Annotated in this window: 14 protein-coding genes; 7 read left to right on the top strand and 7 right to left on the bottom strand. The window is 71.4% G+C overall.

Going from position 1 to position 14,387, the window contains the following annotated elements:
- Positions 1-23 precede the first annotated feature (23 nt).
- Positions 24-1,703, bottom strand: a complete 1,680-nt coding sequence (locus tag QSK17_RS34640; RefSeq protein ID WP_285710682.1) for an AMP-binding protein — start codon at positions 1,701-1,703, stop codon at positions 24-26.
- A 193-nt stretch (positions 1,704-1,896) separates the two neighbouring features.
- Complete coding sequence (locus QSK17_RS34635) at positions 1,897-2,685, bottom strand: enoyl-CoA hydratase/isomerase family protein (RefSeq protein ID WP_285710680.1); 789 nt, start codon at positions 2,683-2,685, stop codon at positions 1,897-1,899.
- A gap of 87 nt (positions 2,686-2,772) precedes the next feature.
- Between QSK17_RS34635 and QSK17_RS34630 the strand changes: the two genes are divergently transcribed.
- Positions 2,773-3,801 (top strand): MBL fold metallo-hydrolase, encoded by a 1,029-nt coding sequence (locus QSK17_RS34630; protein WP_285710678.1) that lies wholly within the window; start codon positions 2,773-2,775, stop codon positions 3,799-3,801.
- Positions 3,802-3,853: 52 nt separating this feature from the next.
- Here the strand turns inward: QSK17_RS34630 and QSK17_RS34625 are convergent, their stop codons facing one another.
- From QSK17_RS34625 to QSK17_RS34610, 4 genes are read right to left on the bottom strand one after another with little or no spacing between them, the layout of a single operon-like run.
- Positions 3,854-4,663 carry an enoyl-CoA hydratase/isomerase family protein gene (locus QSK17_RS34625; protein WP_285710676.1) on the bottom strand — a complete coding sequence of 270 codons (810 nt, stop codon included), beginning with the start codon at positions 4,661-4,663 and terminating at the stop codon, positions 3,854-3,856.
- Between the two features lies 1 nt (position 4,664).
- Positions 4,665-5,468 carry an enoyl-CoA hydratase/isomerase family protein gene (locus QSK17_RS34620; protein WP_285710674.1) on the bottom strand — a complete coding sequence of 268 codons (804 nt, stop codon included), beginning with the start codon at positions 5,466-5,468 and terminating at the stop codon, positions 4,665-4,667.
- The gene (gene fabG / locus QSK17_RS34615) at positions 5,465-6,310 is read right to left on the bottom strand and encodes a 3-oxoacyl-ACP reductase FabG (RefSeq protein ID WP_285710671.1); all 846 of its coding nucleotides are present in this window, start codon (positions 6,308-6,310) and stop codon (positions 5,465-5,467) included. The genes QSK17_RS34620 and fabG overlap by 4 nt, the downstream gene beginning before the upstream one ends.
- On the bottom strand, positions 6,307-6,759 hold the full coding sequence (locus QSK17_RS34610) for a MaoC family dehydratase (RefSeq protein WP_285710667.1): 453 nt from the start codon (positions 6,757-6,759) through the stop codon (positions 6,307-6,309). Before QSK17_RS34610 ends, fabG begins: the two co-directional genes overlap by 4 nt.
- Before the next feature lie 159 nt (positions 6,760-6,918).
- Between QSK17_RS34610 and QSK17_RS34605 the strand changes: the two genes are divergently transcribed.
- The 6 genes from QSK17_RS34605 (at position 6,919) to QSK17_RS34580 (ending at position 13,320) form a co-directional block, all read left to right on the top strand.
- The gene (locus QSK17_RS34605; RefSeq protein WP_285710664.1) at positions 6,919-7,716 is read left to right on the top strand and encodes an SDR family NAD(P)-dependent oxidoreductase; all 798 of its coding nucleotides are present in this window, start codon (positions 6,919-6,921) and stop codon (positions 7,714-7,716) included.
- Positions 7,717-7,764: 48 nt separating this feature from the next.
- Positions 7,765-8,919, top strand: a complete 1,155-nt coding sequence (locus QSK17_RS34600) for an acetyl-CoA C-acetyltransferase (protein ID WP_285710661.1) — start codon at positions 7,765-7,767, stop codon at positions 8,917-8,919.
- Positions 8,920-8,921: 2 nt separating this feature from the next.
- Entirely contained in the window at positions 8,922-10,076 is a 1,155-nt protein-coding gene (locus QSK17_RS34595) for an acyl-CoA dehydrogenase family protein (RefSeq protein WP_285710659.1), read from the top strand.
- Between the two features lie 132 nt (positions 10,077-10,208).
- A complete protein-coding gene (locus QSK17_RS34590; protein ID WP_285710657.1) occupies positions 10,209-11,366 on the top strand; it encodes an acyl-CoA dehydrogenase family protein in 1,158 nt (385 codons plus the stop codon).
- Positions 11,363-12,142, top strand: a complete 780-nt coding sequence (locus QSK17_RS34585) for a TetR/AcrR family transcriptional regulator (protein WP_285710653.1) — start codon at positions 11,363-11,365, stop codon at positions 12,140-12,142. The genes QSK17_RS34590 and QSK17_RS34585 overlap by 4 nt, the downstream gene beginning before the upstream one ends.
- A gap of 2 nt (positions 12,143-12,144) precedes the next feature.
- Positions 12,145-13,320, top strand: coding sequence for a CaiB/BaiF CoA transferase family protein (locus QSK17_RS34580; RefSeq protein ID WP_285710651.1), 1,176 nt, complete (start codon positions 12,145-12,147; stop codon positions 13,318-13,320).
- Positions 13,321-13,331: 11 nt separating this feature from the next.
- On the opposite strand, the gene QSK17_RS34575 is transcribed toward QSK17_RS34580, so the two are convergent.
- On the bottom strand, positions 13,332-14,186 hold the full coding sequence (locus QSK17_RS34575; RefSeq protein WP_285710648.1) for an HpcH/HpaI aldolase/citrate lyase family protein: 855 nt from the start codon (positions 14,184-14,186) through the stop codon (positions 13,332-13,334).
- Positions 14,187-14,387 lie beyond the last annotated feature (201 nt).

Below are 14,387 nucleotides of genomic sequence, written 5' to 3'. Positions count from 1 at the left end.
GCGGATGCCCGGTACCGCGGCCGTCAGTTGACCGGAGTCAGCCGGCCCTCGGCGATGGACGATCTGATCGTGGGCTTGTGCGACTTGCCGGTGGCGGTCAGCGGCAGGGCGTCCACGAAGAACCAGTGCTGCGGGACCTTGTACGGAGAGAGCCGCTCCCGGCAGTGCGCGACCAGCTCCTCCATGAGCCCCGGACGGCCGGGCTCGCGCGGCACGACGACCGCGCCGACCGTCTCACCCCACCGGTCGTCGGCCACTCCCACGACCGCGGCGTCCACCACGGCCTCGTGCGCGACCAGACACGACTCGATCTCGGCCGGCGCGATGTTCTCCCCGCCTCGGATGATCAGGTCTTTGATCCGGCCGGTGACGGTCACGACGCCCCGCTCGTCCATCGTGCCGAGGTCACCGGTGTGCACCCAGCCGTCGGCGTCGACGGCGACCGCGGTCGCCTCGGGGTCGCCGTAGTACTCGATCAGCTGCTGATAGCCGCGCGCGCAGATCTCGCCCTCGACCCCGAGCGGCCGCACCTCTCCCGTGACCGGATCGGCGATCTTGCAGTCCACCTGCGGGATCGGGCGCCCCACGGTGTTCACCAGGTCTTCCGGGGTGTCCGACTTGCGGGTCAGGGTGAGCACCGGAGCGAGTTCCGTCTGCCCGAACAGGTTGTGCACCGAGGCGCCGAACTCCCGCGACACGGCCTCGATCACCGCGCCGGGAACGTTCGCACCGCCGCCGACCACGGCGGTCAGCCGCGGCATCGGCCCGGCTCCCGCCCGCGCGGCCTGGAGCACCGCGATCAGGATCGTCGGCACGTAGAACAGCGCCGTGGCCGACTCCCGCTCGATCAACTCCAGCACGGAGGCGGGATCGAACCGCTCGACCAGGAGCACGGTCCCGCCCAGCCACAGCGGGCCGAGCGTCGAGATCACGCAGGCGGCGGTGTGGAACATGGGAAGCGGCGCGGCGCATACCGCCCCAGCGGGCACCTCGGCGACCTCCACGGTCAGCTTCGCCACGTTGACCAGGGCCCGATGGGACAGCAGCACCCCCTTCGGCTTGCCGGTCGTGCCCGAGGTGTACTGCAGCATCACCGGCGAGTCCGGGGTGATCACCGCATCGGTCTCCGCATCGATCTCCGGGGCGATCTCCGGCTCGGGCGACTCCCCGGGATCGGCGGTCCAGCGCTCCGGCTGGGAGAGGCTGATCGTGTGCCGGAGCGCCGGGCAGCGCGGGCCGATCTCGGCGGCGACCGCCGCGAGGTCGTAGTCGCGGCTGCGGTCGGCGTGCAGCAGTACGACGGCACGTGAGTGGTTCAGCGCGTACAGGAGCTCGTCCGGGCGCAGCACCGGGTTCAGCGCCACCAGGGTCACCCCGGCCAGCGCCGCGCCGTACTGGATGATCGGCCACTCCACCACGTTGTGCGCCCACAGAGCGACGTGCTCGCCCGGTTCGGCGAGCCGTCGCAGCCCCGCGGCCACCCGCCGCGCCTCGGCGTACAGCTCCCGATAGGTGAGCCTGCGTTCCTCGCCCGTGCCGTGCGCACTGCCCACGAGGGCGAGTGAGCCGGCGTGGGTCTTGGCGCGTTCCGCGAGCAGCGAGCCGACCGTGTGCTCGATGAGCGGCACGCTGGTGTCACGCGGCCAGAAGGACTCCCGTAGCGGCGGGGCCACCTGCGGATGAGCGATCTGGGGAGTGGTCACGGGGTCCTACCTCCAGGGTGCGAAACCGGCTCTCGCGGGACGGCGGGTACGTGGTGGCCCGGCTCACATCGCGAGGTTGCGCACACGCTACATAATCTAAATTAGAAACGTAAGACCCCAAAGGGAGCCGGTGTCGCGGGCGCACCCCCGAGACGCCGATCCGGTGCCCGGCTCCCGGAGGGGAAACGGGGCACTAGCTGCCCAGGAAGACCGGTGGGCGGCGTTCGTGGAACGCCGCCACGCCCTCGGCGAAGTCGTCGGTGTCGAACAGCTTGACCTGGTTGTCGACCTCGCGCGCCAGCACCTCGTAGGGGTCGGACGGTCCGTCGAGCAGCATCCTCTTGATCGCGGCGAGCGCCAGCGGCGGTCCTGCGGCGAGCCGCTCCGCGTCGGCCAGCGCGCCGTCCAGCGCGGCGCCGGGTTCGGTCAGGACATCGGCCAGGCCCATCGCCAGCGCCTCCTCCCCGCGGACCTCGCGGGGCAGCATGAGCATCCTGCGCGCCGCGGCCGCTCCCGCACGCCGCGACAGCGACCAGAAGACGCCCAAGTCACCGGCGAGCCCCACCCTGGTGAACGTCGCGCTGAAGGTGGCGTCGGAGGCGGCGACCACCTGGTCGCAGGCGAGGGCGAGCGCCGCGCCGGCCCCGAAGGCGAAGCCCTCGACGGCGGCCAGCACGGGCTTGGGCCCGGACCACATCGCCCGCACGATGCGCTGCGCCGCCTCCGCCCTGGGCCGGGTCAGCTCGGGCGGCTGGCGGCGCATCGTCGAGATGTCACCACCGGAGCAGAACGTGCCACCGGCCCCGGTCAGCACGATCACGCGTACCGCCGCGTCGGCCATCGCCTCCTCGATCCGCTCCGCGAGCACGACTCGCAGCGCCATGTCGATGGCGTTGCGGCGGCGTGGCCGGTTCAGCGTAAAAACCCGTACGGCGCCGCGGTCCCGCACAAGGACGCAGTCCTCGGCGATCTCCTGGGACATGTCGCACACCCCCACTTTTTGAATTTATTTTCAAAACAATAAGGTAGGTGCGACCACGCCCCCGAGACAAGTGTGAGGAGACCGCGCATGACGATCCTCGAGCAACCCGATGACTGGACCGAGCCGGGCGCCCATCCGGTACGGCCCGGCGTCCATCGCGTGCCGCTGCCGCTCCCTTCGAACGGCCTGCACGCGGTGAACGCCTACGTGATCGAGAGCCCCGAGGGGCCGGTGGTCGTCGACTCCGGATGGGCGATGCCGGACACGGAGAAGGCGCTGGCCGAAGCGCTGAGGACGCTCGGACACCGGCTCGCGGACGTCGCGTGCGTCCTGGTGACCCACGCCCACTGGGACCACTACTCCCAGGCCCTGGCGCTGCGCGGCGCGTTCGGCACCCGGGTGCGGATCGGCCGTGGGGAACGGCCTTCCATCGAGGCGTTCGACCTGGAGAAGGGGCTCTACCCTCGCCAGGTCGAGTTGCTGCGCCGCTGCGGGGCCGCGGAGATCGCCGACCACATCGCCACCGAGGAGATCTCCGACTACGAGCGCGACGTGCCGTGGAAGCTCCCCGACGGCTGGCTGGACGACGGCGAGCGGGTGTCCTTCGGCCCGGTCGGGCTCGACGTGTTCGCCACCCCCGGGCACACCAGGGGGCACGTGGTGCTGCGTGACGCCGCGGCCGGCCTGCTGTTCGCGGGCGACCACGTACTCCCCCACATCACCCCGTCCCTCGGGCTGGAGGTCGTCCCCGACCCCAAGCCGCTCCGCAGCTATCTCGACTCCCTGCGGCTGGTCCGGGGGATGCCCGACACCCTGCTGCTGCCCGCGCACGGTCCGGTGACCCCCAGTGTCCACACCCGGGTCGAGGAGCTGCTGGTCCATCACGAGCAGCGGCTGGACGCCACCTTGCACGCGGTCCGCTCCGGGGCGGGAACCGCGTACGAGGTGGCCCTGGCCCTTCCGTGGACCCGCCGCCGGCGCACGCTGGACGACCTCGACCTCTTCAGCCAGATGCTCGCCGTACTCGAGACGGACGCCCACCTGGATCTGCTCACCGACCAGGGCGTGCTCGTCGCCGCCGATCTGGACGGCGTCCGCGCGTACGCGCCGTCCTGAGAACACGCGTGTGCGCGTACCCAGCGTTCTCTACGCGTGTGCGCGTACGGCGTCAGCGGCCGGTGAAGACCGGGCTCCGGCGTTCGATCACGGCGGCCAGGCCCTCGCGCGCGTCGGCCGTGCCGGACAGCTCGGCGACCGTACGCGCCTCCTCGGGCAGCCTGGCCTCCACGTTCGCCCCGAGGCCGTCCCAGAGCAGGCGCTTGGTGGCGGCCAGCGCCCGGGGGGCGCCGCCGGCGAGCGCGCGGGCCAGCGCCAGGCCCTCGTCGTACAGGACGTCGTCCGCGACCACCCGCGTGATCAGGCCGATGTCGAGGGCCTCGGCGGCGCTGAGCACCGGGTTGGTCAGCACGATCTCCATCGCCTTGCGCAGCCCGACCAGCCGGGTGAGGGTGACGGACACACCCGCGTCGGGCGCCATGCCCACCCGGGTGGCCCCGGCCAGGAACCTCGCCGACTCGGCGGCGACGACCAGGTCCGCCGCGCACACCAGGCCGAACCCGCCGCCGCCCGCGGCGAAGCCGTGTACGGCGGCCACCACGGGCGCCTGCAGCCGCATCAGCGCCGAGGTCGAGATCTGCAGCCAGGAGGTGGCCTCGCGCAGGTAGTCGGGCAACCCCTCCCCCTTGGCCGCGAAGGTCTTGACGTCGCCGCCGGCGCAGAAGTTCCTGCCCTCTCCGGTGAGCAGCACGGCCCGCACGTCCGGCTCGCCGTGGCAGCGCATGACCGCTGTGTAGAGCGCCCGCAGGAACGGCACGTCCATGCCGTTGGACGCCTCCGGCCGGTTGAGCCGCAGGCGGGCCACCCCGTCCGCGTCGAGGTCGAGCAGCACGGGGCCGGAGTCGATCAGTTCACGCGTCAATTCAGGCTCCCTTGAAAGCGGCGATGCCCGCTGCGGCGGACTCCCCGCCGAGGTGGTCGAGCACGGTCTCCATCTCCAGCGCGAGCCCTTCCGCCGGCGGCAGGTCGAGCCCGGCGTGGACGAGGCGCTTGATCCGGGTCAGCGCGTCACGGTTCCGCCCGGCCAGGCTCGCGACGAACGCGTTCACCGCCTCGTCGAAGCCGTCGGCGGGCAGCGACCGGTAGGCCAGCCCCCAGGCGACCGCCTCGGCCGCGGTCAGCCTCTCGCCGGAGAGAATGTGGCCGAGTGCGCGCTGCCGCCCGACCAGCCGGGGCAGCCGCTGGGTGCCGCCTCCGCCGGGCACCTGCCCGAACCTGGCATGGTTGTCGGCGATCTTCACGTTCTCGTGCACCAGCACGATGTCGCAGGCCTGCATCAGCTCGAAGCCGCCCGCCATCGCGTACCCCTCGACGGCGGCGACCACGGGCACCGGCAGTCCGGCGATGGCGGCGCAGGCCCGGCCGAAGTTCGCGAACAGCGGTCGCATCGCCTCCCTTCCCCGGACCCGCAGCCGTTCGAGCTCGTGGAAGTCGCCGCCCACGGAGAAGTTCCCGCCCGCCCCGCGCACCAGGATGACGTTCACCTGGTCCGCGAGCCGGAGCAGCGCCCGCTCGAGCTCGGCGCCGAGCTCGACGGTGATCGCGTTCATCGCCTCCGGGCGGTTGAGCACGACGTGCCCGACCGCACCGTCCACCCGGGTCCGCACGACGTCAGCGGCCGCCGGAGGCGCGGGCACGGTGGTGTGCCCATCGGTTCGCTCGCTCACATCAGCCTCCCGCCGCCGACCTCGAGGACCGCGCCCGTCATGTAGCTCGCCAGGTCCGAGGCGAGGAACAGGACGGCCCCCGCGACCTCGCGCGGCTCGCCTGCCCGCTTCATCGGGATGTCGGCCTCGCGGGCGGCGAACACGTCGGGCGGCATCGCCTCGGTCATCGCCGTACGGATGAGGCCGGGCTGCACGGCGTTGACCCGGACCCCGCGGTGCGCCAGCTCCTTGGCCGCGGCCTTGGTCAGGCCGACGATGCCGGCCTTGGCCGCGCTGTAGTTGGTCTGGCCGGGGTTGCCGGACTTCCCCGACAGGGAGGAGATGTTGACGATGGAGCCGGAGCCCGCCTCACGCATCACGGCCGCGGCGGCGCGCACCCCCAGCCAGGTGCCGCGCAGGTGCACATTGATCACCGCGTCGAAGTCCAGGACGGTCATCTTCTTCAGCGAGGCGTCCCTGGTGATGCCGGCGTTGTTGACGAAGACGTCCAGCGATCCGAACCGTTCGAGGGTGCTCGCGACGAGAGCGTCGACCTGGGCCTCGTCGGTGACGTCGCAGCCGCACGACCAGACGGCCCGCTCGTCCCCGAGCCCGGCCGCCGCGGCCGCCACCTCCTCGGCGTCCCGGTCCGCCAGCACGACCCGGGCTCCGTGTTCGCGCAGCAGGCGGGCGATCTCCAACCCGATGCCGCGGGCCGCGCCCGTCACGATCGCGGTCCGGCCCGCCACCAGCCCGGCCCCTGTCACCGGCGCTGTCCCCGGCGCTGTCCCTGGCGCGGTGTCGGGCGCGGTCTCGGGCTTGGTGTCGGGCTTGGTGTCGGCACCCGTCCCTGGCGCGCTCATGCGAAGTACCTCACGACCGACTCGGCCACGCACACCGGCTTGTCGGCGCCCTCGGCCTCGATGGAGGTGGACAGCACCGCCTGAGCCGCGCCGTCCATCAGGGTGACCTCCGCGAGCCGCGACGTCGCCCGCACCTTCGAGCCCACCCGCACCGGCGCGGGGAAACGCACCTTGTTCAGGCCGTAGTTGACCGCCATCCGAACGCCGTCGACCCGGTAGATCTGCTGGAAGAACACCGGGAGCAGCGACAGCGTGAGGAAGCCGTGCGCGATCGTCCCCCCGAAGGGGCCGTCCTTGGCCCGCTCCACGTCGACGTGGATCCACTGGTGGTCACCGGTGGCGTCGGCGAATCCGTCGACGCGCTCCTGCTCGACCGTGATCCAGTCGCTGGTGCCCAGCACCTCTCCGCGCGCCCTCACGAGCTCGTCGAGGCCACTGAAAACCCTCATGTTCCCTCCTCGGATGGGGGGTGCCGCCGCACCCGGCTTTCTGTTCTAATCTAGATTAGATAAGAATCCGCTCACAAGGCCGGGTCCTGCCACGACCCATGGCGCCCCGGCCCATCCGGTCCGGGAGCATCCGGCCCCAGCGCGAAGGAACGCAGCGACATGGATCTTGGTCTCACCGGCGCTCGGGTCCTGGTGACCGGCGGCGCCTCCAACATCGGGCGGGGCATCGTGCACGGGTTCGCCGCCGAAGGCGCGCGGATCGCCATCTGCGACCTCGACGGTGAGCAGGCCGGGCGGGTCCGCGGCGAGGCCCTGGACCGCGGAGCCGCCGCAGTCGAGGTCGTACGGTCCGACCTGGCCGAGGAGGGCGCCGCCGCGCGCGCTGCCGGCCGGGTGCTGGACGCCTGGGGAGGCATCGACGTGCTGGTGAGCAACGCGGGCATCAGCATCCCCGGGTTCATCGCCGAACACACCGACCGCAGGGAGTGGCAGCGCACCTTCGAGGTCAACCTGTTCGCGGCGATCGAGTGCACCCAGGCCGTGCTCGGGCCGATGCGTGAGGCCGGCGGCGGATCCCTGGTGTACATCGCCAGCGACGCCGCGTTCGGCGAGATCCGGCAGGGCGTGTACGGCGCCTCCAAGGCGGGCGTCGTCGCCCTGGCCCGGACGACCGCCAGGGAGCACGGACGGCACGGCATCCGTTCCAACGTCGTCTGTCCCGGCCTGGTCATCCCCGAGGGGCCGGAGGCCGTCGCCGCCACCAGCCTGTGGGCGCGAGGTCAGGACGCGATCTTCAACGACCGCCAGGTCGACTACATGCTCAAGGCCACCCCGCTGCGCCGGCTGACCACGGCCGAAGACATCGCGGACGCCGTGCTCTGGCTCGCCTCCCCGGTGGCGGCCCGGCAGGTCACGGGGCAGGTTCTCTCGGTCAGCGGAGGCTACGCGATGCCCTGAGCCGCGTCTCTTCTTTGGAATTCGCCCCTTTGTCCCATGGAGGAAGAAATGCCCGAGGCCTACATCGTCGACGCCGTCCGGACCGCCACCGGCCGGCGCGGTGGCGGGTTCGCCGCCGTGCACCCGGCCGATCTGGGCGCCGCGCCGATCCGCGCCCTGGTCGAGCGGAGCGGCCTCGACCCGGAGACGATCGACGACGTCGTCTACGGCTGCCTGGACGCCATCGGCTCACAGGCCGGTGACATCGCCCGGACCGCGGCGCTCGCCGCGGGACTGCCCGAATCGGTCCCCGGCGTGACCGTCGACCGGCAGTGCGGATCGGCGCAGCAGGCCGTGCACTTCGCCGCGCAGGCGGTGATGAGCGGCACCTCCGACCTGATCATCGCCGGCGGCGTGCAGAAGATGAGCCAGTACCCCATCCTGTCGGCGTTCGGCGCCGGCGAGCCGTACGGCGCGGTCGACCCGTGGACCGGGTGCAAGGGCTGGGAGGCCCGTTACGGCGACGAGGAGATCTCCCAGTTCCGCAGCGCGGAGATGATCGCGGAGGAGTGGGGCTTCTCCCGCGAGGACATGGAGCACTTCTCCCTGGAGAGCCACCGGCGGGCCGTCGCGGCACGCCAGGAGGGCCGCTTCGACCGTGAGATCCTGCCGTACGAGGGTGTCGAGCACGACGAGGGCCCTCGCGCGGACACCTCGCTGGAGAAGATGGCCGGGCTGAAGCCCCTCACCCCCGGCGGGCGGCTGACCGCCGCGGTCTCCAGCCAGATCTCCGACGCGTCCGCGGCGCTGCTGATCGCCTCCGAGCGGGCCGTACGCACGTACGGTCTCATCCCCAGGGCCCGGATCCACCACCTTTCCGTGCGCGGCGCCAGCCCGGTCAACCTGCTGGTCGCACCGCTGCCGGCCACCGAGCACGCGCTGCGCAAGGCCGGCCTCACCATCGATGACATCGACCTGGCCGAGGTCAACGAGGCGTTCGCCAGCGTGGTACTGGCCTGGCAGAAGCACATCGGCGCCGACCCCGCCCGCGTGAACGTCAACGGCGGCGCCATCGCGCTGGGCCACCCGATCGGCGCCTCCGGCGCCCGCATCATGACCACGCTGCTGCACGAGCTGGAGCGCACCGGCGGACGGTACGGCCTGCAGACGATGTGCGAGGGCGGCGGCCAGGCCAACGTCACCATCATCGAGCGGCTCGGCTGACCATGCGCCGCGATCTCTATACCGACGACCACGAGCTGTACCGGCAGACCGTACGGGAGTTCCTGGCCCGCGAGGTGACCCCCCACTACCTCCGGTGGGAGGAGGAGCGCGGCATGCCCCGCGCGGTTCTCGCCGCCGCGCGCAGGCAGGGCATCGCCGGTCTCGAGGTCCCCGAGGAGTACGGCGGCGCCGGGGTGAGCGACTACCGCTACCGCATGGTGGTGTGCGAGGAGGTGGCCCGCGCCAACGCGACGACCTTCACGGTCACTCTGGGACTCCAGGACGACCTGGTCCTGCACTACCTGCTGGACCTCACCACGGAGGAGCAGAAACGGCGCTGGCTACCCGGGTTCGCCGGGGGTGACGTGATCGGCGCGCTGGCGATGACCGAGCCGGGAACGGGCAGCGACCTCCAAAGCATCCGCACCGCCGCCCGGCGCGACGGCGACTCCTGGCTGCTCACCGGGCAGAAGACGTTCATCAGCAGCGGCATCACCGCGGACCTGGTGATCGTCGCCGCGCGTACCGACCCGGAGGCGGGGTCGCGCGGCTTCAGCCTGTTCGTCGTCGAGGACGGGATGCCCGGCTTCACCCGAGGCCGCAAGCTCGACAAGATCGGACTGCACGGCCAGGACACCGCGGAGCTGTTCTTCGAGGACGTCCGGGTGCCGCAGGCCAACCTGCTGGGCGCCGAGGGGCACGGACTGCGGTACCTGATGAGTCATCTGGCCCGCGAGCGGCTGGGGATCATCGCGCAGTCCATGACGGGCGCGCGGGCCGTCTACGAGTCGACCAGGGACTACTGCTTCCAGCGCGAGGCCTTCGGCCGCCGGATCGGTGACTTCCAGGCCACCCGCTTCGCGCTGGCTGAGATGGAGACCGAGCTGGACATCGCCCAGGCCTACACCGACAGGTGCGTGCTCGCCTACAACGCCGGCGAGCTGACGCCCGTGGACGCGGCCAAGGGGAAATGGTGGATCAGCGAGCTGCAGAAACGCGTCGTCGACCGCTGCCTGCAGCTCCACGGCGGTTACGGATACATGATGGAGTACGCCGTCGCCCGGGCCTTCGTCGACACCCGGATCCAGACCATCTACGGCGGCACCACCGAGATCATGAAAGAGATCATCGGTCGGGACGTCGCGGCGCGGTCCTAGACGCCCCCGGCCGGGACCGCGCGTCCCGGCCCCGGGTGTCGACATTCTCATCCGTATCACGACATTTGCTACGACATTTGCGAGGCGGCCGGCCGGGACCGCAGAAACCGGCGGCACACGAGAGGAGCCGAGATGGCAGCGCTGTCCGAGGAGGAGAAGGCGATCGTGGCGACGGTACGGGACTTCGTCGACCGCGAGGTCCGGCCCGTCGCGCGCGACCTGGAACACGCCAACGAGTACCCCGAGGCGCTGATCGAGCAGATGAAACGGCTCGGCATCTTCGGCCTCGCCGTCCCCGAGCCCTACGGCGACGTCGAGGTCTCCACCGCCTGCTACGTCCTGGTCACCGAGGAACTCGCCCGGGGCTGGATGAGCCTGGCCGGCGCCATGGGCGGGCACACCGTCGTCGTGAAGCTCATCTCGGCCTTCGGCACCGAGGAGCAGAAACAGCGGTACCTCCCGCGCATGGCCACCGGCGAGATCCGCGCCACGATGGCGCTCACCGAGCCGGGCGGCGGCTCCGACCTCCAGGCGATGACCACCGTCGCCCGGCGCGAGGACGACGGCTACGTGGTCAACGGCGCCAAGACCTGGATCACCAACTCCCGCCGCTCCCAGCTCATCGCCCTGCTCTGCAAGACCGACCCGGCCGCGAAACCGGCGCACACCGGCATGAGCATCCTGCTCGCCGAGCACGGCCCCGGCCTGACGGTCTCCCGCGACCTGCCCAAGCTCGGTTACAAGGGCGTGGAGAGCTGCGAGCTGTCCTTCGACGACTATCGCGCCCCCGCCTCCGCGTTGCTCGGCGGCGTGGAGGGTCAGGGGTTCGCGCAGATGATGAAGGGACTGGAGACCGGCCGCATCCAGGTCGCCTCCCGCGCGCTCGGCGTGGGGCGGGCCGCGTTCGACGACGCCCTGCGGTACGCCCAGGAGCGCGAGAGCTTCGGCAAGCCGATCTGGAAGCACCAGTCCATCGGCAACTACCTCGCCGACATGGCCACCAAGCTCACCGCCGCGCGCCAGCTCGTGCTGTACGCCGCCGAGCGTGCCGACACCGGGCAGCGCTGTGACCTGGAGGCCGGGATGGCCAAGCTCTTCGCCTCCGAGACCGCGATGGAGATCGCGCTCAACGCCGTGCGGATCCACGGCGGGTACGGCTACTCCACCGAATTCGACGTCGAACGCTACTTCCGCGACGCCCCGCTGATGATCGTCGGCGAGGGCACCAACGAGATCCAGCGCAACGTCATCGCGGCGCAGCTCGTGAGCAGAGGAGGCCTGGACGCTTGATCGGCACACCCTCGTCGACCCCCGGGGGCCGCCGGCAAGCGGTCCCGCCGGACGGCGAAGCCGTCTCTCGAGACCGGTCGGCGGCCGGGAAACCCCGGACGAGACCGGTCGCGAAGGACCCGAACGACACGAAGTCCAGCCGTACCCGCGAGCGCATCCTCGACGCGGCGGCGCACGTCCTCAGCCGCAAGGGCTACGCCGGAACACGACTCGGCGACATCGCCGACCAGGCCCAACTCCAGGCACCGGCGATCTACTACTACTTCAGGTCACGCGAAGAGCTGATCGAAGAGGTCATGTGGACCGGCGCCCAGCGCGTACGTCAGCACGTCGGCCAGGCCCTCGACGCGCTGCCCGACGAGACCGCCCCGATGGACCGGATCTGCGCCGCGATCGAGGCCCACCTCCGCATCGAGCTGGAACTCTCCGACTTCGCCACCGCCCTGATCCGCAACTCCGGCCAGGTTCCGGAGGATCTGCGCACCCGCCAGCTCGCCGAGGAAGCCGAGTACGGAAAGCTGTGGCGCGACCTCTTCCGTGACCTCTTCCGTGACCTCGACGACGCCGGCGAACTCCGCCCCGAGCTCGACCTGCGCATCGCCCACATGCTGGTGGTCGGCGCCCTGAACTGGGCGGCCGAGTGGTGGAACCCGAGGCGTGGTTCGTTCGAGGCGGTCGTCCGCACCGCCCAGTCACTCGTCCGGCACGGTCTCGGCGGCGGATTTGTGATTTCCCCTCATAGGCGGCGCGGCGCGTCGCCCGATCGACTGGAGTGACGATGAACGGCGGGCCACTGTCCGGAATCAGGGTGCTGGAGCTGGCCGGGATCGGACCGGCGCCGTTCGCCGGGATGACGCTGGCCGACCTCGGCGCCGAGGTCGTACGCGTCGACCGGCCCGGAGGCAGCGGGTTCTTCCCCGGAGCCGAGCACCTCGACCTGTTGAATCGCGGTAAGAAATCCGTCCTCCTCGATCTCAAGCAGCCGCAGGCGGTGGCGACCGTACTGGACCTGGCCGCCCAGGCCGACGTGCTGATCGAGGGGTACCGACCGGGGGTCGCCGAGCGGCTCGGACTGGGTCCCGACGACTGTCAGGCGCGCAATCCCCGGCTGGTCTACGGCCGGATGACCGGCTGGGGACAGGACGGTCCGCTGGCGCGGACGGCGGGCCACGACATCGGCTACATCGCGCTGACCGGCGCCCTGCACGCCATCGGCGAAGCAGGCGGGCCGCCGCGGATCCCGCTCAATCTGGTCGGTGACTTCGGCGGCGGCGGGAACTACCTCGTGATCGGCGTGCTCGCCGCGCTGCGCGAAGCGGAACGAACCGGGCGCGGGCAGGTCGTCGACGCCGCGATCGTCGACGGCACCGCGCACCTTCTGGCCGGGACGCACATGATGCTCGCCACCGGCACGTGGGTGGACGAGCGCGGCGCCAACCTGCTCGACGGCGGGGCGCCGTTCTATGCCGTGTACGAAACCGCCGATGGCCGCCACATGGCCGTCGGCGCTCTTGAACCCAAGTTCTACCTCGAGCTGCTCAAGGGACTCGGGCTGGACGACGACCCGGCCAGGCAGCATGACCGGGCGCTCTGGCCCGCGCTACGCGCCCGCATCGCGGCCGCTTTCGCCGCCAGGACCCAGGCGGAGTGGTCGGAGATCTTCGCCGGCTCCGACGCCTGCGTGGCCCCGGTGATGAGCCTGCGCGAAGCCGCGCACCACCCGCACATCAAGGCGCGCGGTTCCATCGTGGAGCACGACGGGTTGCTGCAACCCGCGCCCGCGCCCCGGTTCTCCCGGACCCCCACCGCGCTCGGCACACCCCCTCCGGTGCCGGGCCGGCACACCCTGGAGGTCCTCGACGACTGGGGTGTGCGCGACGCCGCCGCCCTGATCGAATCCGGAGCGGCCGTGCAGGTCTCCACCGACGCGACAGGGGACCCGCGCCGCGGATGAGTCCCACACTGTCAGGAGCGCGCTGCCTCCACCCGTGCCAAGACGCGCCTGGCCGCCACCGCGACCGCTTCGTCGACCATCTTGCCCTCCAGCTCCACGGCGCCCCTGTCGATGCCGTGCAACGCGTCAAGTACGGCCCGGGCGTGGGCGACCTCGTCCGCGCCCGGGGTGAACACGGCGTTGACCGTGCCGATCTGACGCGGATGGATCACCCATTTGCCGTCGAAGCCGAGTTCCTTGGCGTGCTGTACGCGGCGACGGAACTCCTCGTCGTCGGCGACGCCGAGAAAGGGGCCGTCGATGGCCGCCAGGCCCGCGCTCCGCGCGGCGACCAGCACCGCGTCCTGGGCGTAGGACCATCTGTCGGCCGACCGCCCGAGCGACGCCCCGAGGTCGGCGTAGCCGAGGATGAGCGTGCGCAGCCGAGGCGTGGCCCGCACGATGTCCCGCAGGTTGGCCAGGCCCTTCGCGGTCTCGATCAGTGCCTGCACGCCGAGCGGTTCGCTCCGCCCCGAGGCCGCCTCCGCCCCGTCGAGCAGCCGATCGAGGAACTCCAGATCCCCCGCGCTCTCCACCTTGGGCAGCACGATGGACTCGGCCGGCCCGTCCGGCCCCGCGCAGGCGGCGACGTCCAGGTGACACCACGCGGAGCGAGCGGCGTTCACCCGGACCGCGACCCGCGCGCCCGCCGTACGGCCGGAAAGGGCGGCGACCAGGTCGCGGGCCTCCGCCTTGCGCGATGCCTGTACGGCGTCCTCGAGATCGAGCACGATCTCGTCGGCCTCCGATGCCCACGCCTTGTGGACCTTCCTGTCGTCCACTCCCGGAACCGACAGGCACGAACGAGGGGCGGCGGTAGGTGTCATGACTCTCCGTTCATAATTTAATCTGCATTAGATTAGCAATCGGATTTCGAGCGCTGACAAGTGAGCCGGGCGGTGGCGGCCGACCGCGTATGATCGCTCCGTGCCCAGGAAAACCGGCGAACCCACCCCGGAAGAAAGCTCCAAGTCAGCCCGCACACGCCAGCGCATCCTCAACGCCGCGGCACACGTCCTCAGCCGCAA

The organism is Microtetraspora sp. NBRC 16547 (assembly GCF_030268965.1).
GTDB lineage: Bacteria > Actinomycetota > Actinomycetes > Streptosporangiales > Streptosporangiaceae > Microtetraspora.
The sequence above is the reverse complement of the archived record's forward strand: the minus strand, read 5'-3'. Positions and strand labels throughout refer to the sequence as shown.